Annotated in this window: 17 protein-coding genes; 7 read left to right on the plus strand and 10 right to left on the minus strand. The window is 70.1% G+C overall.

The genetic code is table 11. From position 1 onward, the window contains the following. Positions 1-12: 12 nt before the first annotated feature. Complete coding sequence (locus tag ACJH6H_RS04010) at positions 13-462, plus strand: SRPBCC family protein (RefSeq protein WP_406774291.1); 450 nt, start codon at positions 13-15, stop codon at positions 460-462. On the opposite strand, the gene ACJH6H_RS04015 is transcribed toward ACJH6H_RS04010, so the two are convergent. After that, positions 463-1,089 carry an LGFP repeat-containing protein gene (locus ACJH6H_RS04015; protein WP_406774292.1) on the minus strand — a complete coding sequence of 209 codons (627 nt, stop codon included), beginning with the start codon at positions 1,087-1,089 and terminating at the stop codon, positions 463-465. Between the two features lie 347 nt (positions 1,090-1,436). Here ACJH6H_RS04015 and ACJH6H_RS04020 point away from each other — a divergent pair, with 347 nt between their 5' ends. From ACJH6H_RS04020 to ACJH6H_RS04030, 3 genes are all read left to right on the plus strand, one after another. Continuing rightward, positions 1,437-1,721 carry a hypothetical protein gene (locus ACJH6H_RS04020; protein ID WP_167526427.1) on the plus strand — a complete coding sequence of 95 codons (285 nt, stop codon included), beginning with the start codon at positions 1,437-1,439 and terminating at the stop codon, positions 1,719-1,721. 270 nt (positions 1,722-1,991) lie between these two features. Beyond that, positions 1,992-3,335, plus strand: coding sequence for a peptidase S53 (locus ACJH6H_RS04025; protein ID WP_406774293.1), 1,344 nt, complete (start codon positions 1,992-1,994; stop codon positions 3,333-3,335). Beyond that, positions 3,332-4,849 (plus strand): zinc ribbon domain-containing protein, encoded by a 1,518-nt coding sequence (locus ACJH6H_RS04030; protein WP_406774294.1) that lies wholly within the window; start codon positions 3,332-3,334, stop codon positions 4,847-4,849. The genes ACJH6H_RS04025 and ACJH6H_RS04030 overlap by 4 nt, the downstream gene beginning before the upstream one ends. On the opposite strand, the gene ACJH6H_RS04035 is transcribed toward ACJH6H_RS04030, so the two are convergent. Continuing rightward, positions 4,812-5,438 carry a hypothetical protein gene (locus ACJH6H_RS04035; protein WP_406774295.1) on the minus strand — a complete coding sequence of 209 codons (627 nt, stop codon included), beginning with the start codon at positions 5,436-5,438 and terminating at the stop codon, positions 4,812-4,814. The two genes, ACJH6H_RS04030 and ACJH6H_RS04035, sit on opposite strands and share 38 nt — an antisense overlap. 97 nt (positions 5,439-5,535) lie before the next feature. On the opposite strand from ACJH6H_RS04035, the gene ACJH6H_RS04040 reads away from it, so the two are divergent. Further along, positions 5,536-6,114: a TetR/AcrR family transcriptional regulator gene (locus tag ACJH6H_RS04040; protein ID WP_318986636.1), complete on the plus strand. Its 579-nt coding sequence runs from the start codon at positions 5,536-5,538 to the stop codon at positions 6,112-6,114. Here ACJH6H_RS04040 and ACJH6H_RS04045 read toward each other — a convergent pair. Genes ACJH6H_RS04045 through ACJH6H_RS04065 form a run of 5 tightly spaced genes read right to left on the minus strand, consistent with a single transcriptional unit; the run spans position 6,111 to position 12,090 of the window. Next, complete coding sequence (locus ACJH6H_RS04045; RefSeq protein ID WP_406774296.1) at positions 6,111-8,321, minus strand: AAA family ATPase; 2,211 nt, start codon at positions 8,319-8,321, stop codon at positions 6,111-6,113. The two genes, ACJH6H_RS04040 and ACJH6H_RS04045, sit on opposite strands and share 4 nt — an antisense overlap. Continuing rightward, the gene (gene pssA / locus ACJH6H_RS04050; RefSeq protein WP_318986634.1) at positions 8,318-9,208 is read right to left on the minus strand and encodes a CDP-diacylglycerol--serine O-phosphatidyltransferase; all 891 of its coding nucleotides are present in this window, start codon (positions 9,206-9,208) and stop codon (positions 8,318-8,320) included. Before pssA ends, ACJH6H_RS04045 begins: the two co-directional genes overlap by 4 nt. Next, positions 9,205-9,936 (minus strand): phosphatidylserine decarboxylase, encoded by a 732-nt coding sequence (locus ACJH6H_RS04055; RefSeq protein ID WP_318986633.1) that lies wholly within the window; start codon positions 9,934-9,936, stop codon positions 9,205-9,207. Before ACJH6H_RS04055 ends, pssA begins: the two co-directional genes overlap by 4 nt. A gap of 29 nt (positions 9,937-9,965) precedes the next feature. Beyond that, the gene (gene glp / locus ACJH6H_RS04060) at positions 9,966-11,165 is read right to left on the minus strand and encodes a gephyrin-like molybdotransferase Glp (protein ID WP_406774297.1); all 1,200 of its coding nucleotides are present in this window, start codon (positions 11,163-11,165) and stop codon (positions 9,966-9,968) included. 4 nt (positions 11,166-11,169) lie between these two features. After that, positions 11,170-12,090, minus strand: a complete 921-nt coding sequence (locus ACJH6H_RS04065; protein ID WP_406774298.1) for an SDR family NAD(P)-dependent oxidoreductase — start codon at positions 12,088-12,090, stop codon at positions 11,170-11,172. 67 nt (positions 12,091-12,157) lie between these two features. On the opposite strand from ACJH6H_RS04065, the gene ACJH6H_RS04070 reads away from it, so the two are divergent. Further along, the gene (locus ACJH6H_RS04070) at positions 12,158-12,973 is read left to right on the plus strand and encodes an HAD-IIA family hydrolase (protein WP_318986630.1); all 816 of its coding nucleotides are present in this window, start codon (positions 12,158-12,160) and stop codon (positions 12,971-12,973) included. Between the two features lie 5 nt (positions 12,974-12,978). Here the strand turns inward: ACJH6H_RS04070 and ACJH6H_RS04075 are convergent, their stop codons facing one another. Further along, positions 12,979-14,697, minus strand: a complete 1,719-nt coding sequence (locus ACJH6H_RS04075; protein ID WP_406774299.1) for a DEAD/DEAH box helicase — start codon at positions 14,695-14,697, stop codon at positions 12,979-12,981. Between the two features lie 30 nt (positions 14,698-14,727). Then, positions 14,728-15,369, minus strand: coding sequence for a TetR family transcriptional regulator (locus ACJH6H_RS04080; protein WP_318986628.1), 642 nt, complete (start codon positions 15,367-15,369; stop codon positions 14,728-14,730). Positions 15,370-15,482: 113 nt separating this feature from the next. On the opposite strand from ACJH6H_RS04080, the gene ACJH6H_RS04085 reads away from it, so the two are divergent. Next, on the plus strand, positions 15,483-18,242 hold the full coding sequence (locus ACJH6H_RS04085) for a LuxR family transcriptional regulator (protein ID WP_318986627.1): 2,760 nt from the start codon (positions 15,483-15,485) through the stop codon (positions 18,240-18,242). Positions 18,243-18,303: 61 nt separating this feature from the next. Here ACJH6H_RS04085 and ACJH6H_RS04090 read toward each other — a convergent pair whose 3' ends face one another. Beyond that, positions 18,304-19,827, minus strand: a complete 1,524-nt coding sequence (locus ACJH6H_RS04090; protein ID WP_406774300.1) for a hypothetical protein — start codon at positions 19,825-19,827, stop codon at positions 18,304-18,306. Positions 19,828-19,924: the final 97 nt, after the last annotated feature.

A 19,924-nucleotide genomic window follows, 5' to 3' on the forward strand; every position in this document is an offset into this window, starting at 1 on the left:
TGAATATGACTCGTGGACAACGAAACTCGGGTCGTCAGCGCCAGCCGTGACATCGCCGCCCCCGCGGCGCGGATCTTCGAGCTGATCGCCGACCCCGCACAGCAGCCGCGGTGGGACGGCAACGACAACCTGGCGGAGGCGGCCGCCGGCCAACGCGTCCGCGCCGTGGGTGACGTGTTCGTCATGGGCCTGACCGTCGGCGCCGTCCGGGAGAACCACGTCGTCGAATTCGACGAGGGACGGCGCATCGCGTGGAAGCCGTCCGAACCCGGACTGCCGCAGCCGGGGCACCTGTGGCGCTGGGAACTCGAGCCCATCGACGACGGGCACACCCGCGTCACCCATACCTACGACTGGACCGCACTGACCGACGAGAAGCGGCTGAACCGGGCCAGGCAGACCTCCGCAGACTGGCTGCAGGCCTCACTGGCCCGGCTCGCCGCGCTCGCCGAAGAGCAGTGACTACTGCTTGGGGGTGATGGTGGCCTTGAAGGTGCCGTCACCCTGGTTCAGCCAGGTGATGGTGCCCTTCTGGAACTCGCTGATCCAGCCGCCCTTGGGTACGTCCGGGCCGCCGGCGGTCTGGGCTTCGTCAGTGGTGGGGAAGCCCAATTCGCCTCCGGCACCACCCTTTTCGGTGTACTCGCGCAGAATTTCGCCCTGCACCAGATGGGCTCCGGTCGCGGGCGAGCTGAAGATGGTGCCTTTGGCGAAGGCCTGCACCGTGCCGTCGCCGACCTTCTGGGGCTGAGCGGTCGGTAGGCCGAGAGCGGCCTCGCCGCCGGCCTTGTGGTACGCGTCGGCGATGGGGCCGTCGAGTTGTACCTCGCCGACGCCGGGTGCGTTGATGGACGAGGGTGGACCGGCCATCGCCGATGACGCGGCGCTCGACGCGGAGCTGGCCGCGGACGATGCCGCGCTGGCTCCCGAGCTGGCGGCGGATGATGCCGCACTCGCGCCGGAGCTGGCGGCCGACGACGCGGTGGAGCCGATGTCCTTGGTCTGCGAGCAGGCCACGACGGCGGCGCCGGTGACCGCGGCGATGCCGATGGCGGCGGCGGTGCGGCGGAACAGCAATTCGTTTTTCACGTGAAACTTCCCCTATGTATTCGACAGTGAAACGACTTCGCCATTGAAGTCCGAACCATTCCGACCGTATTGGTCACTGGTACGCCAAGTACTACTTTGAGGAAACGTTTAGGGTTGACAGCCACTGCCGCCTCATCGGCCCCAGTAGTTGCGCTCTCGGCCCGAATTCTCATGCCTGCCTCATTGTTTGCTGGCACGGTGTGATGTCCCGATATCGGGCTAGATATCCCAGCAATGGAAATCGCTTGTCGGTATGCTGTGAGAAGCGAATCAGATTACGATCGCGATGCCCGTTTCTTCGTGGCTTCGGCCGTCGGGGCGAACGGAATGGACTAAGGAGAATCGGTATGACCACCGTTCGGCACTCGACCCGCAAGAAGATGGTGGCCGGCCTCGCCGTGACCGCCGGACTCGCCATGGGCCTGCTGTCTTCCTGCGGCGAGAAGGCCAAGGAAGAGCCGACCACCACCACGAGCACGACCACCACGACGTCGGCACCCGCCTCCTCGTCGCCGGTGACGCCGAGCGAGAAGGGCGGGCCCACCAAGGGTGGCAACTCGTTCTCCCCGACGGTGAAGGCTCCGGGACCGCAGACGGCGCTGCCGGGCAACGTCGTCACCGCTCCGCACTAAGACGGGAGCTCCATCCCAGTAGGTCGCCGATGCGCCGTACGGCGCATCGGCGCAGTACTGGTAGCAGTCGGGCTGACGGCGCTGGCGTCCGCCGGCCCGCCTGCTGAGCGGGGCGGACGGCTGTCCCTGTCCGGTCCACTGGCCCACCTGCTCTCGGCGTCGGTCGATCTCGGCCCCTCGGCAGCAGCGCACGTCGAACTCACCGCTGCGCTGACCCGTGCCACGCGGCCCGACGGGCTGATCCAATGGGCAAGAGCCGCAGGGCTTTCGGTGCACTGGCGGCCCGGCGACGACTGGGCCACCGTCGAAGGCGACGCCCGTGCCATGGCGCGGGCGTTGCGCGTCGAGGTCCGCGACTACCGCGGGCGCCGCGGGCAGACCTTCTACGCCGCGACCAGTCAGCCTGAGCCGCCGCAGTCGCTGGTGCCCGAACTGAGCGGATTCGGCAGGCTCCTCGGCTACACGCCGTTCCGGGAGTCGCGGCCGCTGATCATGCCGCGTGACGTGCCCGCCGGTGGTCTCACGGCCCAGGATCTGCGCCGCGCCTACAACGTCTTTCCGCTGTCCGATCAGGGCTACACGGGCAAGGGACGGACCATCGTCATCTTCGGTTTCGACGGCTTCGATCAATCCGATCTCGACATGTTCGCCGACCTGAACCAGCTGCCGCGCTTCACCCCCATCGTGGTGGGGGACATGCCATCCGAGCGCACCGGCGAAACCACGATGGATCTCCAGATGGCGCACGCCATCGCGCCCGATGCCCGAACCGTCTACGTCAATGCCCGGCCGACGGTGTCCGGCGACGGTGCCTACCGCAAGATCGGCGAGATGATGGCCGACGCCGACCGGCGCTTCCCCGGCGCCGAGTGGAGCCTGTCGATCGGCTGGGGCTGCGACAAGATGCTCACCGCTGCCGATCTGGCGCCGGTGCGCTCGGCCCTGGCGCGGGCGCACCGGAGCGGCACCACCGCATTCGACGCCAGTGGTGACCTGGCGGGCCTGGAATGCAAAGGCGGGCAGGACTGGTCGGCACCGCCGAGCATCGACGACATCGGCCTGGACTCGGTGGCGTCGGTGCCCGAGATGACGGCCGTCGGCGGCACCACGCTGTCCACCGACGAGCACGGCCAGTGGCTGGGTGAGTTGGCCTGGTTCGACGTGCCGCTGACGCACGGCAGTGGCGGCGGGGCGTCGGCCCTGTTCGACCGCCCGGCATGGCAACGGGGTGTGCCGTCGGACCGCGGCCGCAACAAGCGGCTGGTCCCGGACATCTCGGCGGTCGCGGACTTCTTCACCGGAGCCCGCATGGTCTTCGGCGGCGAAACGGTGCTGGCCGGTGGCACGTCCATGTCCGCACCGATCTGGGCCGGGATGGCCGCGGTGATCGACCAGTACCTGCTCGATCATGGCGGACGACTGCTCGGCGACCTGAACCCGTTGCTGTACCGCCTGGAGCGGGCCGGCCGCCTCCCGGCGTTCCACGATGTCACCGTGGGCGGTAACGCGGTCGCGATGGCCGGGCCCGGCTTCGACTCCGTCACCGGCCTGGGCACGCCGGATGTCGACAAGCTGGCGCGCAGCCTGCTGGTGGCGCAGGGGACGACCGGATGAGCGGCATCGGACTGGTGAGCACGCTGTTCCCGCAGCTCCCGGCACGTACCCACCGGGCGTTCCAGATCGGTGTGGCCGTCTTCGTCGCGTGGCTCGCCGGTGCCGCGTCACTGCGGCTTCCCGGTTTGTTCATCTCGCTTGTGGCCGTGGGGATTCCGCTGCTGTTCGCGCTGTACATCCGGCAGTTGGACTACCGGGGTGCGGCGCAGGCCCGGCTGCTCGTGAGTGCGGGCCTCGGCATCGCGTTCGGCGTGGCCTTCGCCCTCGGGTCCGGCGCCGTCGTCGCGCGTGCCTACGGTGTTCCGCTCGAAAGTGGCGTTGCCGCAGTGCATCTGCGGACCGTCGAGGCCGGCCTCTCGGCGGTGGAGGCGCTGTTGGTCATCGCGCCCGCACTGCTTCTCCGGCTCTTCAGTCCCGGTGACCGAAAAGCGTTGTACGGCTATGTCATCGGCGCGAGCGGCGCCCTGGGCCTGACCGCCGCGACCACGGCGGTCCGGATGTTCGCCCAGCTGGATTCGGGACTCGTCGACCACGACCAGCCGTTGGCGGATTTTCTCATCGACGCCGTGATCCGTGGCATCACCATGCCCATCACCGCGGCGGCCGCCGCCGGCATGCTCGGTGCCGCACTGTGGTTCCGGCCCCGTGGCAGCCGGATCTGGTGGCGGGTACTGCTGATCGCGGTCGTGCCGGTGCTGGCGCACATGTGGCTCGGCGACGAGGATTCGGCCGACATCTCACAGTGGGCGAAGCTGGCCTGGCACATCGCGTTCGCCGTGCTGGGGGTGCTGCTGCTCCGTCTGGTCCTGCGGCTGACGTTGCGGCACGAAGAATCTGGCGGCGATGCACCCCACGCCGCCCGCGCACTGTCCGCGCCGCGGCTGGTCGCGGTCTGGACCGCGGTGGTGGTGGTGCTGGCGCTCGGGCTGGTCGGCGTCGCCGCCGCGACGACCCAACCCGTGGCGCGGTATCAGTGCCCACCCAATTGCGGTCACCCGCCGATGGGGAAGCCCGTGGTGATCAACCCGCGCTTCACCGCCCCCGACGGTGCCTTCAGCGTCTCCTATCCGGCGCCGGGTACCGCCTATTCGGTGACCATGGACGACACCGGTGTGACGGCCCAATACACCGGCGGCACGGGCGGGATCATGCGGCTGTGGGGCGAACCGGCGCGGGGCCGCGACGCCAGGGACATCACCATGACGTTGCTGTTGGACAAGTTCCCCGACTCGCGGGTGGCCTACGAGATACCCAACACGTTGGTGGGGTATCACCCGGGTTACGGCGTCGCTGCCGACGACTGGCCGGACGGACAGAACGTCGTGGCCTCACGCACCCGCATCCTGGTCATGGTGGCCGTCAAGGACGACCTCGCGTTGATCGCCGCCGCGGCCGGACCGTTCAGCGAATTCGGTCCGGGCTCGGGGCCGCCGACCGGGGTCAGCCTGGAGCTGGCCGCGGATATGGGCAAGTACGTCAACAGCTTTCGGTGGCGGGGCGACCCGCCGCGCTGACGGCGACCGGCTCGCGCACCGGTCGCTGGACCAGATGATCCCTCGGGGTGAAGCGGTTGGTGCGCCGGCGGAAATCGGCAGTGCGCCGCGGACGGAAGTCGCCGTAGTTCTGTTGGGCCGCCGGTGTCGGTTCGACCGCGGCGAAGCCGAAGTCGCGGGCGTAGGTCACTGCCGCGGCGAGGTACTCCGCCTGCGACTCCCGCATCCGTTCGACCGAGTTGTGGCGCAGGCCGATGTCCGGGCCGTGCACCAGGTAGCAGTTCGGGAAGCCGTGGACGGATGTCCCCAGATAGGCGACGGGCTCGCCGTCCCAGGTCTCGGCCATGGAGACGCCCGCGGTGCCGACCAGCCGGTCGGCCAGAGCGTCGGTGTCGACGACGACGTGGGTTGCCGTCTGCTCGCCGCTCGCGGTCGTGATGCGCCAGTGCTGCCGGTCCGCCCGCCAGTGCACTGCCAGCACCTCGTCGGTGTCGTGGTCGACCAGCACGACGTCGTCGACCGCCGCCTGGTGCAGCCGGACCGCCGCCGCGAGCGCGCCTGGGCCGGTGACCACGATCGCGACGTGGTGGTGGGGGACGGGCTGGTTCATCGGTGGTCGGTTGCCTTCGGGTCGTACGATGTGAACGCTGCTCACATTTATATGGGGCAATGTAAACAGTGTCAACATTTGTGAGGCGGGACGCAGGATGACGGCGAAAGTGACGTACCACCACGGCGATCTGCGGACCGCCCTGGTGCAGTCGGCGCTCGCGCTGCTGGAAGAGGAAGGCGCCGCGGCGCTGTCGATGCGCGCCGTCGCCCGGCACGCCGGAGTCACCGCGGCCGCCCCGTACCGGCACTACCAGGACCGCGACGCGCTGATGTCGGCCGTCGCGGCCGTCGGCTATCGCGAACTGGCGCAGGACCTCGTGGCCGTCAGCCAGACCCCCTCGACTGCCGACGAGATCGCCGACGTCGCCATCGCCTACGTCCGATTCGCGCTGCGTCGTCCCGCGCTCTTCCGGGCGATGTTCAGCGAGCAGGGCGATGCCGGCAGCCCCGAGCGGGCCGACGCCGTCGCGGCGATCTCGACCTACCTCCGCGCGAACATCGCCCGCGTGTTTCCGGACGCGGACGCCGACGCGTTGAGCGACGCCGTCTGGGCGCTCGTGCACGGCCTGGCATTCCTGTTCCTGGACGGCAAGTTCGACAGCACCGACCCCGGTGAGCTGGAACGCCGCGTCCGGGCCGCGATGCGCGCCGTCGTGGGTCTGGCCGGGTCCTAGCGGCCCTCGGCGAACTCCCGAAGTGATTGCACCTGAACCGGATCCAGCGACGGCCGCACCGTCTCGCGGGCCTTGGCCACATCGGCCGCGGTGACATCGGCGGCGTCGATCGACCGGCGCATCGCGGTCAGCGCGGCCTCGCGCAGCAGGGCGACGCAGTCCGCAGCGCTGTAACCGTCGAGGTCTCCGGCCAGCTCGCCGAGGTCGACGTCGGGCGCCAGAGGGATGGATTTGCTTGCGGTACGCAGGATTTCACGGCGGGCCTCGGCGTCGGGCGGCTCGACGAAGACCAGCTTCTCCAGCCGGCCCGGACGCAACAGCGCGGGGTCGATCAGATCCGGCCGGTTGGTGGCGCCCACCACCACGACGTCGCGCAGCGGGTTGATGCCGTCCAGCTCGGTGAGCAACGCGGCCACCACTCGGTCGGTGACGCCGGAATCGAAGCTCTGCCCACGGCGCGGCGCCAGCGCATCCATCTCGTCGAGGAACACCAGCGACGGCGCGGAATCACGTGCGCGCTGGAACAATTCGCGCACCGCGCGCTCCGACGAACCGACCCATTTGTCCATCAACTCGGCGCCCTTGACGGCATGCACCGACAACCGGCCGGAGCTGGCCAGCGCCCGCACCAGGAATGTCTTGCCACAGCCGGGCGGCCCGTACAGCAGCACCCCGCGAGGCGGTTCCACGCCCAGCCGCTCGAAGGTGTCCGGATGCTGCAGCGGCCACAGCACCGCTTCGGTCAGCGCCTGTTTGGTCGCCACCATGTCGCCGACGTCGTCGAGGGTCACCGACCCGACCGCGACCTCCTCGGTCGCCGACCGCGACAGCGGCCGGATGACCGAGAGCGCGCCGGTCAGGTCATCCTGCGTCAGGGCGGGTTCGGCACCGTCGGCGCTGGCGCGGGCGGCCGCCCGCAGCGCGGCCTCCCGCACCAGGGCCGCCAGATCGGCGACGACGAATCCCGGTGTGCGTTCGGCGATCTCGTCCAGGTTCAGATCCTTGGCGGGCACCGACCGCAGCAGCACCTCCAGCAACGCCTTGCGAGTGGCCGCGTCGGGCAGGGTCAGTCCCAGCTCACGGTCGCAGAGATCGGGAGCGCGAAGGCGGGCGTCCACGCCGTCGGGCACGGCGGACGTCGCGATGAATGCCACACCGCGGCTGGCGACGGCCTTGCGGAGCTCGGTCAGGATCAACGTGGCCACGGGCTCGGCGACGGCGGGCAACAGCGCGTCGACGTCGGTGATGAGCAGGACGCCACCGCCGTCGCGCACCGAACTCACGGCAGCGGCGACACCGGCGAGCCGGTCCTCCGCGCGCAGCGCCCCGACCTCCGGCCCGTCGAGCTCGACCATGCGACGCGACGCACACACCGTCCGCACCATGGCGGCCTTCCCGACGCCCGCGGGCCCGGAGACCAGGACTCCCAGATTGGCGGTGGCGCCCAATGTTTCGAGCAGCTGGGGCTCATCCAGCGCCAGCTTGAGCCACTCGGTCAGCCGAGTCACCTGGGCGGTCATGCCCTTGAGATCATCGATCGAAAGAGTTTGGGCGGCACCGGTTTCAGCCGGCGAGATCACCGGCTGCGCGGCCGCGGTGGCCGTGACGACGGTCGCGTCGCTCCAGGTGACCACCGAATTCGGCTGCACGCTGACCGGGCCGGCGGGGTCGACGCCCGTCACGGTGAGCAGCTCGGAGGTCCAGGTGATGCCGACCTGGGTGGCCAGCGCCGCGGTGGCCGCCGACGTCGAGGTGCCCGGGCCCAGGTCCCGCGGCAGCAGCGACACCGTGTCGCCGACCGTCATCACCTTGCCCAGCAACGCCATTCGCAACGTCGCCGGCGATATCGAACTGCTGGCCAGCCGCGAACCGCTGACGGTCACCGAACGGGCGCCGTACACCGTCGCGGGTGACACCAGCACCGGCGCGTCGGCCCGGATGCCGGCATTGGACAGCGTCACGTCGTCGAGCAGTGCGGTGCCCGGGGGAGTGCCTGCGGCGGCGACACCGACCACCGCGCAGGTGGTGCGCGTGCCGGTCAGCGACACCGCGTCCCACTCGCGGATACCCAGGGCGGCAATCGCTTCCGGGTGCAGCATCACCACGCCGCGACGGGCGTCGAGTGCCGAGGTGTTGAGCCGTGCGGTGAGCCGCAATTGGCCCGGTGGGGGTTCAGGTGACGCCGCGTCCCGCACGCCCTGCGTCATCGACGCGGACCCGGCCTACGCAACCGCAGTCGGGCCGTGGACCGGCGCTGGCCGCGGTCGGTCCGCCGCGGCTGCGCGCGGCGGATGGCGCGGCGGGCCTGCCGCTGTTCGCGCGGTTTGTCGTCCCAGACTTCGGGGTGCGCACGCAGCCAGGCCTTGGTGCGGATGGCGAACGGGATGTGCAGCACATAGGCGACGATGATCACCAGGATCACGATGTAGCCGTACATCACCGAGGCGGCCACCAGGATGGCCAGCAGCGCCAGCAGCGGCAACGCCATGTTCGGCGGAATGGCGAAGGTGTGCACCTTGCGCATCGGCACGGTGCTGACCACCAGCAGCGAGACACCGATCAGCCAGACGCAGATGAACACCTGACCCCAGTGCGAATCCCACCACGGGCCCGGGAACTGCATCTTGGCCGCCAGCGGGCCGATGGCGCCGATCGCGCCGGCCGGGGCCGGCATGCCGGTGAAGAACTCCTTCTCGAACGCCGGGCCCTCCACGTCGAGCATGGCGTTGAAGCGGGCCAGGCGCAGCACGATGCACACCGCGTACAGCAGCACCACGATCCACGCCAGCGGCGAGGTGTTGTGCTCCAGCAGCGTCGCGTACACGATGAACGCCGGCGCCACACCGAAGTTCACGGCGTCGGCCAGCGAGTCGATCTCGGCGCCCATCTTGGACGTCGCGTTCAGCATGCGGGCGGCGCGGCCGTCGAGCGCGTCGAGGATCGCGGCACCGGCCAGCAGTGCCATGGCCTCGGTGGGCCGGTGGTCGAGGGCGTACTTCACCGCCGACAGACCCAGGCAGATCGCCGCGACCGTCAGGGCGCTGGGGACCAGCTTCCGCAGGCTCACCTGCGGAGTCTTGATCCGGGGTTTCATGCCGGCGATCCGGTGGTCGGGAGCTCTGCCAGCACGGTCTCGCCGCCGATGGCGCGCTGCCCGATCTCGACCTCGATCACCGAGCCCTTGGGCAGGTAGGTGTCCAGGCGGGAGCCGAACCGGATCAGGCCGTACGTCTCGCCGAGCGCCAGGTGCGCACCAGGGTGGGTGTCGCACACGATGCGGCGGGCCAGCAGACCGGCCAGCTGCACCGCGACGACGTCATGGCCGTCGGCGGTGCGCAGCCAGATGCTGTTGCGCTCGTTGTCCTCGCTGGCCTCGGCCTTGTCGGCAGACAGGAACTGGCCCGGCTTGTGCTTGACGGTGATGACCTCACCGGCCACCGGCGCGCGCTGCACATGCGCGTCGAACAGCGACAGGAAGATGCTGACCCGCGGCAGCGGCTCGTCCGACAGGTTCAGCTCGGCGGGCGGGACGGCCTCGTCGATGAGCGTCACCAGGCCGTCGGCCGGTGCGACGACGACGCCGGGCCGGCTCGGTGGTGTCCGCGGCGGATGCCGGAAGAACCCGGCGCACGCGGCGGCCGCGGCCAGACCGGCCGCCCGGACCCAGCGCTTGCGGTGGCCGATCGCGGCGACGCCGAGGGCGCCACCGACGAACGGCAGCCCGGCCGGGTGCATCGGGGGAACGGTGGAACGGACCAGGTCGACGAAACGGGACAGTTCGGACTCTGGGGTGTCAGCTGGGGGGCGCGCAGGTCTGGCCATGGGGACTCGATTCTACGGTTTGCGGGGCTCTAACTGAGATCCCAGACGGGCACGGGCGATCCAGCCGGTAATTCGACCACGTCCTCGCCGATGTCCAGCAGGCAGTTTGCCGTCGCCAGCCACCGCAGGTGGTGCGATGCCGGCGGGCCGTAGCTGCTGACCTGTTCATCGGTGCCGAGCACGCCGCGGCGGAACTGGCGTTTCCCGGCAGGGGAGGTCAGCTTCTCGGTGAGGGTCGCCGAGCGGCGCGGCCTTTCGGATGGCAGCCCCATCGCGGCGCGCAGCGGTGGCCGGATGAACACCTCGAACGACACCAGCGCCGACACCGGGTTGCCCGGCAGCGTGATAATCGAGGTGCCGTTGGGTGTGTCCTTCAAGCGTCCGGCGCCCTGCGGCATGCCGGGCTGCATGGCGACCTTCACGAACTCGACATCGCCCGAAAGCGCGTCCTTCACCACCTCGTAGGCGCCCGCGCTGACGCCGCCCGTGGTGACGATCAGGTCGACGCCGGCAGCATGACCGGCCAGGGTCTCCCGGAACAGCGCGACATCATCGGACGTCGCCGGTGCGGTCGTGACGTCGGCGCCGGCCTCCCGCAGCGCGGCGGCCAGCATGACGGCGTTGGACTCGTAGATCTGGCCCGGCTGCAGCGGGGTGCCCGGCGTGACGAGCTCCGTTCCAGTGGACAACACCAGGACCCGTTGCCGCGGAATCACTTTCAGCTCGGCCAGGCCGAGGGCCGCGGCCAGGCCCAGCGCCGCGGGGGACAGCACCTCACCGGCGGACAGCACCGTCATCCCGGCGGCGACGTCCTCGCCCGCGCGCCGGATACTGCGGCCTTCGGGGACCGCCGAGTAGATGGACACGACATCGGTCGCCCCGTCCGTGGCCTCCACCTGGACCACCGCGGTGGCCCCGGCCGGCAGCATGGCGCCCGTCATGATCCGGTGCGCGGTGCCGGGCGCCAAGGTCAGCAGGTCGGTGCGGCCAGCCGGAATGTCTTCGGCGACAGGCAGTTTCACGGGATTGTCGGCAGTGGCGGTGGCCACGTCGGCGGCCAGGACGGCATAGCCGTCCATTGCCGAGTTGTCGAAACCGGGCAGCGACAGCGGCGCCACCACGTCCTCGGCCAGGGCGAGCCCGAGGGCCTCGGCCAGCGGTACGGCGACGGCCGGCCGGGCGCTGATCAAGCCGGCGACGACCTGCTGATGTTCCTCGACGGTCCGCATGACGCTAGATCGCGAAGGTGACGCCGGTGAGCTCTTCGGACACCGCCCACAGCCGCCGCTGGATGCCGGCGTCGTGCGACTGGGCGCTCGACTGCACCAGCACCGGGTGGCCGACCAGCTGCCGGATACCGGACGGGCCGTAGTACTCGCCGCCCCGCGCGTCCGGGTCGACGGCGGCGCGCAACGTGGCCAGCGCGCCGACCTCGGGGCTGTTGGCGACCAGCCCGCTCAGGGCGTTGAACCCAGGCAGGTTCGAACCGGGGATGTGGCGCATCAGCTCGGTGTTGGAGATGCCCGGATGCGCCGCGACCGAGATGGTCTCGGCATTGGTGGCCACGAGCCGGCGCTGCAGCTCATAGGCGAACATCAGGTTGGCCAGCTTCGACTGGCCGTAGGCGGCCACCCGGTTGTACCCACGCTTCTCCCACTGCAGGTCGGTGAAGTCGATCTTGCCGAGGATGCGGTGCGCGATGCTGCCGAGCGTCACCACCCGCGAGCCGGGGACGGACAGCAGGTTCTCGGTGAGCAGGCCGGTGAGCGCGAAGGCACCGAGATGGTTGGTGCCGAACTGCAATTCGAAGCCGTCGGCGGTCGTCTGCTTGGGCGGGTACATCACGCCGGCGTTGTTGATCAGCAGGTCGATCCGCGGATAGGCCGCGCGCAGGTCGTCGGCCGCCGCGCGGACCGCGGTCAGCGATCCCAGGTCCAGCTTCTGCACGACGACGTCGGCGTTCGGGGTGCTCGCCCGCAGCCGTGCGGCGGCGTCGTCCCCCTTGGCGGTGTCGCGCACCGCCAGCACCACGCGAGCGCCCTTGCCCGCCAACACCCGCGCCGTCTCGTAACCCAGCCCGGTGTTGGAGCCGGTGACGATCGCCACGCGCCCTGTCTGGTCCGGCACATCATTGGCGGTCCATTTGGTGGTCATGGCCGAAGACACTACCGAGCGGACCGCCTGAGTTGCGCGGGAGCGGCGGGCGTTTACTGTCGGCACCATGGCAATCGGCGGGGTGCTCTTCGACATCGATGGTGTCCTGGTGACCTCGTGGCGTCCGATCGACGGTGCGGCCGAGACCCTGCGGGCGCTGGAGGAGCACCAGATCGCCCGCTCGTTCCTCACCAACACCACCACCCGCACCCGGCAGCAGATCGCCGAATTGCTGTGTGCGGCAGGCATTGACGTCGCCGCCGACGAGGTCGTCACCGCCGCGGTGCTGACCGCCGACTACGTGCGCGACCGCTACCCCGGCGCCCGATGTTTCCTGGTGAACAGCGGCCAGATCGGTGCCGACATGCCCGGTGTCGATCTGGTGTACGCCTCCGACTTCGCCGGCCCACAGCAGCCCGACACGCCCGACGTCGTGCTGCTCGGTGGCGCGGGGCCCGAATACACGCATCTGACCCTCAGCTGGGTCTACGACTGGATGGCCCGCGGCGTGCCCGTGGTCGCCATGCATCGCAGCAACGCGTGGAACACCGCCGACGGCCTGCGGGTGGACACCGGGCTCTATCTGGCCGGGCTGGAGCAGACCACCGGCTATCAGGGCACCGCCGTCGGCAAGCCCGCACCCGCCGGGTTCCTGGCCGCGGCCGCCCGGCTCGGCGTCGAACCCGAAGAGATGTACATGGTCGGCGACGACCTCAACAACGACGTCCTCGCGGCCCAGGTCGTCGGGATGACCGGCGTGCTGGTGCGCACCGGCAAGTTCCGCCAGGACACGCTGGACCGTTGGGCCGCAGACGAATTCGCGATGCAGCCGAACTATGTGGTCGACTCCGTCGCCGATCTGCCGGAGCTGCTCGGGCTCTGACGGCTCTAGGCCGTCAGCTCCCGCTGCATGTTGCGGATCGCGGCGATGCGGTCCTGCAGCTGTTCGCGGGTCGCGGCGGCCACCGGGGGACCGGGGTGCCGGCGCCGCAACTCGTTGTGGATCCAGCCGTGCGGCTTGCCGGTGCGGTGGTGGAACGCCGACACCAGCAGGTTCAGCTCCTTGCGCAGCTCGCGCAGCTGGCCGTGCGTCGTCATGGGTCGGGGCGGTGCGCCCGTGGCAGCGGCCTTGGCGCTGCGCTTCTGCAGCTGCTCGTCCTGGCGCTTACTGAGCAGGTCACGCATCTGACTGGGGTCGAGCAGGCCCGGGATGCCCAGGTAGTCGGCTTCCTCGTCGCTACCGGTCTCCGTCGCGGTACCGAACGACGAGCCGTCGAAGATCACCTGATCCAGCTCGGCGTCCGACCCGAGCATCTCGAAGCCGTTCTCCAGCTCCGACTTCTCGTCTTCCTTCTTCTGCGCCTGCTCGAGCAGGTCGTCGTCGAGTCCGTCGGACACGCGGTGCGGCTTGCCGAGCACGTGGTTGCGCTCGCGCTCCAGCTCGCTGGCCAGCTCCAGCAGGTTCGGCACCGACGGCAGGAAGATGCTGGCCGTCTCGCCCTTGCGGCGCAGGCGCACGAACCGGCCGATGGCCTGCGCGAAGAACAGCGGGGTCGACGCACTCGTGGCGTACACCCCGACCGCGAGGCGCGGCACGTCGACGCCCTCGGACACCATGCGGACCGCGACCAGCCAGCGGCTGGTGCCCTCGGAGAACTGCGAGATGCGGGCCGACGCCGTCGGGTCATCCGACAGGATGACCGTCGCCTCCTCGCCCGTGATGGTGTGCAAAAGCTTGGCGTAGGCACGCGCCGTGGTCTGGTCGGTGGCGATGATCATGCCGCCGGCGTCCGGGATGCTCTGCCGCAACTGGCCCAGTCGCTTGTTGGCCGCCGCGATCACCGCGGGCATCCATTCACCCTCGGGGTTCAGCGCGGTGCGCCAGGCCCGGGCCGTCTGCTCGGCGGTGAGCGGTTCGCCGAGGCGAGCCGCGTGCTCCTCGCCGGCGCTGTCGCGCCAGCGGGCCTCGCCCGAGTACGCCATGAACACCACCGGGCGGACCACGCCGTCGGCGAGGGCGTCGGAGTAGCCGTAGGTGTGGTCGGCCACCGACTGCTGATGGCCGCTGCCGTCGGGCTCGTACTGCACGAAGGGGATGGGGCTGTCGTCGGACCGGAACGGGGTCCCGGTCAGGCAGAGGCGCCGCGTCGCGTCGTCGTAGGCCTCGCGGATGGCCTCGCCCCAGCTCTTCGAGTCGCCGCCGTGGTGGACCTCGTCGAAGATCACCAGTGTCTTGTGGTTCTCGGTGCGCACCCGGTGCTTCGTCGGGTGGCTGGCCACCTGGGCGTAGGTGACGACGATGCCGTGGTAGTCCGACGACGTCTGGCCCGTCGAGTTGCTGAACTTGGGATCGAGCGCCATGCCGACGCGCGCCGCGGCTTCCGCCCACTGGGTCTTGAGGTGCTCGGTCGGGACGACGACCACAACCTGGTCGACGGTGCGCTCCGTCAGCAGCTCGCCGGCGATCCGCAGCGCGAAGGTCGTTTTGCCTGCGCCCGGGGTCGCGACCGCAAGAAAATCACGTGGCTTGGCGGTCAGATACCGCACCAAAGCCCGACGCTGCCAGCCCCGCAAAGCCTGGGTGCTGGGCGCTGCATAAGCCCGCACCCGAAGACTCCTCCTTGGTCGAAGGGCAGTCTAGGGCAACGGGTTTGGCGGATGCACATTTGCCCGGCGTGTCCTGGCGCTCGGCTCGTCGGTGTCGCCGGCCGAGGTGCTGATCAGGCGCGTCACCGCGTCGCAGACGATGGCCTTGCGCTGGGCATGGTCGTCGATGCCGATCACGGCGAGCAGCGTGGGGCTGAGGTTGTGCCACATCGACGCGATGGTGAGCACCAGGGTGAACAGCACCGGCGCGGGCAGCTCACCCGTGAGCTTGCCGTCGGCCTGGGCGGCGGCGATCGACGCGATCTGTTCGTGCATCGTCTCGCCGGGAAACCCCGCGGCGGTGTCGTCGGCTCGCTCCAGCCGGTGCCAGGAGATGAGCCGGCCGACTTCGGGCTGGCCGGCATAGACGTCGATCAGATGGGCGGCGTACGCGGGCAGGTCGTCGGCGACCACCGGGCTGTCGGCGAAGAACTTCTGCGTCATCGCGGCCCAGACGGCGTCGAACAGCTGATCTTTGCTGCCGAAGTAGTGATAGATCTGCGCCTTGTTGGCGCCGGCGTTGGCGGCGATGCGATCAACCCGGGCTCCGGCGATGCCGTACTGGGCGAATTCGGTGGTCGCCGCGCAGAGAAGCCGCGCGCGCGTGGCGTCGGAATCTCGCGGGTGGCCCATTCCGGAGATTTTAGCTGCCGGGTCGGCGTTTGCTAACTAACTAATTAGTTGACAGTGAGGTGAGGCCTGCCTAACGTTCGGCATCGGGTGGGACGTGGATCACAGGAGGTGGTGTGGTCGCTGAGCCCTGTCCGGAACGGTTGGCCGCGCCGCCCCCGGAACTCGTCGGTCGCGGCGAACAACTTTCGCGGTTGATGGCCGCGATCAGCGACACCCCGCGCGGGCGCACCGTGGTGGTGTCCGGTGCCGCCGGGTCCGGCAAGACCGCACTGCTCGACGTCGCCTGCCGGCACGCCTGTGAGCTCGGGTTCCGGGTGCTGTCGATCGCCGGAACGCCGGGTGAAGCCGATACCCCGTTCGCCGGCGTCCACCAGCTCGTGCACGCCCTGGGCTGCTGGGGCGACGAGGCGCGGCAGTACCAGCGCGTCATCGACGAGGCGCTGCGATCGCCCAGCGGGGAGCAACTCGAGACCGTCCGGGTCGCCATGGCGCTGCTCGGCCTCCTGGACGCGGTGGAGAAGCGGCAGTCGGTCCTGGTCTGTATCGACGACGGGCAGTGGCTCGACGCACCGTCGCGCACGGCGATGATATTCGCGGCCCGTCGCAGCGCAGGGCGGTCGTTGACCGTCGTGCTGGCGATCCCGGCCACGGCCGGGAAGATCCTCAGCGGGGACGGCCGCGCCGTCGAGATCGAACTTTCGCCGCTCGAGCGCGGTGACGCTGCCGTGCTGCTCGACCGGCAGCCATCGGTACCGCGGGGCTTGCGCCGCGAGCAGGTGCTGACGGCCGCCGCGGGCAACCCCGCGGCCGTCATCGCCTTCGCCGAGACCGCCGCGGCCGCTGACCTCACGGTGGGCCCCGCCGCCGAGCCCCTGGCGCTGCCCGCCGCGAGCCTCGGTTTCTACAGCCGCCGCCTTGCACTGCTGCCCGGAACGACGCGGGCCGCGCTGCTCGTGCTCGCGGCGGCCTCCGACCACGATCTGCGGCATCTGATGCCCGCGGCACTGGCGGACCCCGAGGTCCTCGCCCCGGCCGAGATCGCCGGGATCGTCCGGGTCGAGCCCGGCGGCGTGCGGTTCCTCGATCCGCTGCTGCGGTCCGCGGCGTATCACCGGGCCCCGGCGGCAGCCCGCTCGGCGGCACATCTCAGGCTCGCCGATGCCCTGGCCGCGCTACCGCACCGGCAGGTCTGGCATCGCGCGCAAGCGGCGCTCAAGCCCGACGATGCGCTGGCCGCGCAGCTGGCCGACACCTGCGACGAGGTGCTGCGCCGGGATGGCTACCTGGCCGCCGCCGTGACCATGCAGCGCGCGGCGATGCTGACCACCGATATCGGCGAACATGCCCGGCATCTGGTGCGCGCCGCGCCCCTGGCCCGCAACGCCGGCGACCCGCACTGGGCCGCGGCGCTGAGCCGGTGTGCGCTCGACGGCGTCGATGACGTCATCTCCCGGGTGCGCGCCCACACCGAGTTGGGATCGGCGCGCTGCTGGGATGCCGACAACCAGCGGGTGCTGGACCTGCTGCTGGAGTCGGCCGGCCTGGCGATCGACGTCGCTCCGGCGGTCGCCTGGGAGTCGCTGCGGGTGGCCGCGACGGTCACCTTCATCGCCGACGACGCCGCGGGGCGATGTGGTGTCACCCGCCTGCTGCGGCAGTTGGAGGACACCGCGGCACCCCGGAACGTGCCCGCCCTCGCCGACCGGCTCTGGATCCGTACCGCCACCGATCCGCACCGGGCCCATCTGATGTCGCCGGAGATCGTCGCGCTGTCCGGCCGGGTCGGCGACGCCGTCGGGCTCACCGCGGTCGGGGCGGCGGCCTGGCTCGCCGGCGAACCTGACCTGGCGGTGCGCTGCCTGCGCGGCGCGCACACCGGAGCGCTGGCGCCGCGCTTCGGTGGCTTGGCCTCGACCGCCCTGTCCTGGGCCTTCGTCGAATCGGGCCGCTGGGACGAGGCCGTCGACGCGGCAACCACCATGAGTTCCTCGGCGGCCGTCGCCGGCGTTCCGGTCGTCGCGCGGATCGCGGATCTGGTGATCGCCACCGTGGCGGCCCGGCGCGGGCAGATCGCCACCGGCCGTGCGCGCCTCAAGTCGGCCGCGGCGTTGGCAGATTTCCGGGACCGGCCCGCGCTGGCGGCGTGGATGCACCACATCGCGGGTTCGATCGCCCTGGCCGAGAACCAGGACACGACCGCCCACGCCGAACTGGCGGAGCTGTTCGACGAGTCCGGATTGCCGCTGCACGCATATGCGTCGTATCTGGCGTTGGCGGATTACGCCGAGGCCGCGGTGCTGACGGGCCGCATCGACCGGGCCCGCGAACAACTGACCCGGATTGTGAGTCATCTACCCAGATCCGTGTCACCGCGGTTGACCCAGCTGGTCGCGCATGCGGACGCCGTCCTCAATCCAGAGACCGCCGGGGCGCGCTATGTCGAGGCGCTCGCCGATCCGGCAGGCAACCGGTGGCCGTTCGAGCGGGCGCGGCTGCGCATCAGTTACGCTGGATGGCTGCGCCGGCACCGACGGCGCCGGGACTGCCAGCATCAATTGGCCGCGGCCCTGACCGTCATGCAGGACCTCGGCGCGGCGCCGTGGGTCGACCTGTGCACCCGTGAGTTGCGGGCGGCCGGGGTGCGACCGCATTCGTCGTCGGTGCAGACCGGCACATTGAGCTCGCAGGAACACAACGTCGTCTACCTCGTCAGCGAGGGGTACACCAACCCGCAGATCGCGAGCATCTTGAACCTGTCGGTGCGAACGGTGTCCAACCACCTGTATCGGTCGTTCCCCAAGCTCGGTGTCACCAGCCGCCATCAGATTCATGATGTGGCGCGCCCAGCCGGCTGGACGAGCGACCGTCCCTGAGGTCCGCAAACGGAAAGTCGGCGGCGACGGAAAATCCGCCGCCGCCGACCGGTCTCACGCGTCAGGCCGCGCTGTGCGACTTCGACTTGCTTTTCGAGCCGGTGTGCGAGCCCTTGTCACTGCCACCCTTGGTGCTGCCGCCCTTGGCGCCCGAGTCCGATCCCGACGCCGAACCCGAAGAGCTCGACGACGAACCCGTGCCGGCGCCGGCGCTCGAACCGGAGTCGGAGCCCGCCTTGCCCTGATGGCCCTTGCGGCCGGGGGTGGTCGTCTTGGTGCCATCGCTGCCCGAGGACGACGACGAGGAGGACGAGGACGAGCCCGAGCTGCTGGAGCTGGAGCTGGAACCCGTCTTGGTGTCACCGGTCTTGCTGTCACCGGTCTTGGTGCCACCGGCCGACGCCGAGTCCGTGGCCTTGCCGTCGGTGCCGGTGGACGTGCCGTCGCTCGTCGAACCGGTGGTCTCGCCGGTCTTGGTCTCGCCGGCCTTGGTCGTGCCCTCGGTTGCCGAACCGGTCGACTCGCTCGTCGAGCCGGTCGCCTTGACCTTGTCGGTGCTCGCGGTGTCGGTCGCGCCGGCCTTCGTCGCTGAGGCGGTGCTCAGTGTCACCGTCGTGGCGGTGGTGGAGGGCACGGCGGCGATATCGGAGACGGCCTTGGTGGTGGTGGTCGTTGCGGCAGCCGCAGCCGGCTTGGCGGGGGTGATGTCGTTGAGGATCGACTTCACGACGGCGACGATGGCCTGCACCGTGCCGGCGATCGTGGTGCCGCCGGGGAGGGTTGCGCCACCGCCGAACAGGCCGCCGCCATAGATGTTGAAGCCGGGGATGTTGAGTCCCAGCAGCGCACCGAGGTTGGGTCCGTAGCCGCCATTGAGCAGGCCGTCGATGACGGTGGCCGGCGCCTGGATGACGGCGGTCGCCAGCTTGCCGAGGTCGCCTGCCTTCACCGCGTTGATGACGTTCTGGGTCGCGGTGCCCATCGCGCCCAGGGTGCTGGCGACCGGTCCGATGAGGCCGACGCCGAGCTCGAGCAGGATGTTGGGCAGATCGTTGGCGATGTTGATGACGCTCTGCAGCGGCTGCGAAATCAGATTGCCCAGGGCCTTCGGCAGGGGGCCGATCGGGTTGATCGCGGCGAAGATGGGCAGCACGATCGCCAGCTGGAGGTTGTTGAGCGCGCCCTCGACGTTGGCCTTGCCGAGGTCGCTGAAGGCGGCCCCGAGGTAGCCGGGCACCTCTGTGGTCAGCGCCGTCACCACAGCCTTGCCGCTCTCGCCGAGGGCGTTGACCAGACCGCCCATGGTGCCGACCTGGTTGGTCAGAATCTGGCGCAGGATCGGGAACAGCCCCATGTCCAGGTAGGACTTGACGTCGGCCTGCAGGTTTCCGGCGGCGGTCTTCAGCACCTGGCCATACAGATCGAACGGACTGCTGGTCAGGTTGACGGCGGCAGTCGACACCGCGTGACTGATCGACGGAAGCGACGGCACGTGGGCCAGCGGTTGGATCGGAGTGACTGCGATGGCTCCCGCCGTCAGCAGTGTGGCTCCGGAAAGGACGGACGATCGAACGGCGGCGTGCAAGATGGGTTCCTCTCATTCGCTGCGGCCGGATGATGGCGGCAGCGCCTACCTGACTTTTCCGTCGGTTCGATCACGGATCGAACAAATATTGACGGCA

Origin of the sequence: Mycobacterium sp. SMC-21 (assembly GCF_045310825.1) — a bacterium.
Taxonomy (GTDB): Bacteria; Actinomycetota; Actinomycetes; order Mycobacteriales; family Mycobacteriaceae; genus Mycobacterium.

Coding starts and splice junctions, on each gene's coding strand:
- ACJH6H_RS04020 (WP_167526427.1), top strand. CDS start 1,437: ATGACCACCGTTCGGCACTCGACCCGCAAGAAGATGGTGGCCGGCCTC.
- ACJH6H_RS04030 (WP_406774294.1), top strand. CDS start 3,332: ATGAGCGGCATCGGACTGGTGAGCACGCTGTTCCCGCAGCTCCCGGCA.
- ACJH6H_RS04035 (WP_406774295.1), bottom strand. CDS start 5,438: ATGAACCAGCCCGTCCCCCACCACCACGTCGCGATCGTGGTCACCGGC.
- ACJH6H_RS04040 (WP_318986636.1), top strand. CDS start 5,536: ATGACGGCGAAAGTGACGTACCACCACGGCGATCTGCGGACCGCCCTG.
- ACJH6H_RS04045 (WP_406774296.1), bottom strand. CDS start 8,321: ATGACGCAGGGCGTGCGGGACGCGGCGTCACCTGAACCCCCACCGGGC.
- pssA (WP_318986634.1), bottom strand. CDS start 9,208: ATGAAACCCCGGATCAAGACTCCGCAGGTGAGCCTGCGGAAGCTGGTC.
- ACJH6H_RS04055 (WP_318986633.1), bottom strand. CDS start 9,936: ATGGCCAGACCTGCGCGCCCCCCAGCTGACACCCCAGAGTCCGAACTG.
- glp (WP_406774297.1), bottom strand. CDS start 11,165: ATGCGGACCGTCGAGGAACATCAGCAGGTCGTCGCCGGCTTGATCAGC.
- ACJH6H_RS04065 (WP_406774298.1), bottom strand. CDS start 12,090: ATGACCACCAAATGGACCGCCAATGATGTGCCGGACCAGACAGGGCGC.
- ACJH6H_RS04070 (WP_318986630.1), top strand. CDS start 12,158: ATGGCAATCGGCGGGGTGCTCTTCGACATCGATGGTGTCCTGGTGACC.
- ACJH6H_RS04080 (WP_318986628.1), bottom strand. CDS start 15,369: ATGGGCCACCCGCGAGATTCCGACGCCACGCGCGCGCGGCTTCTCTGC.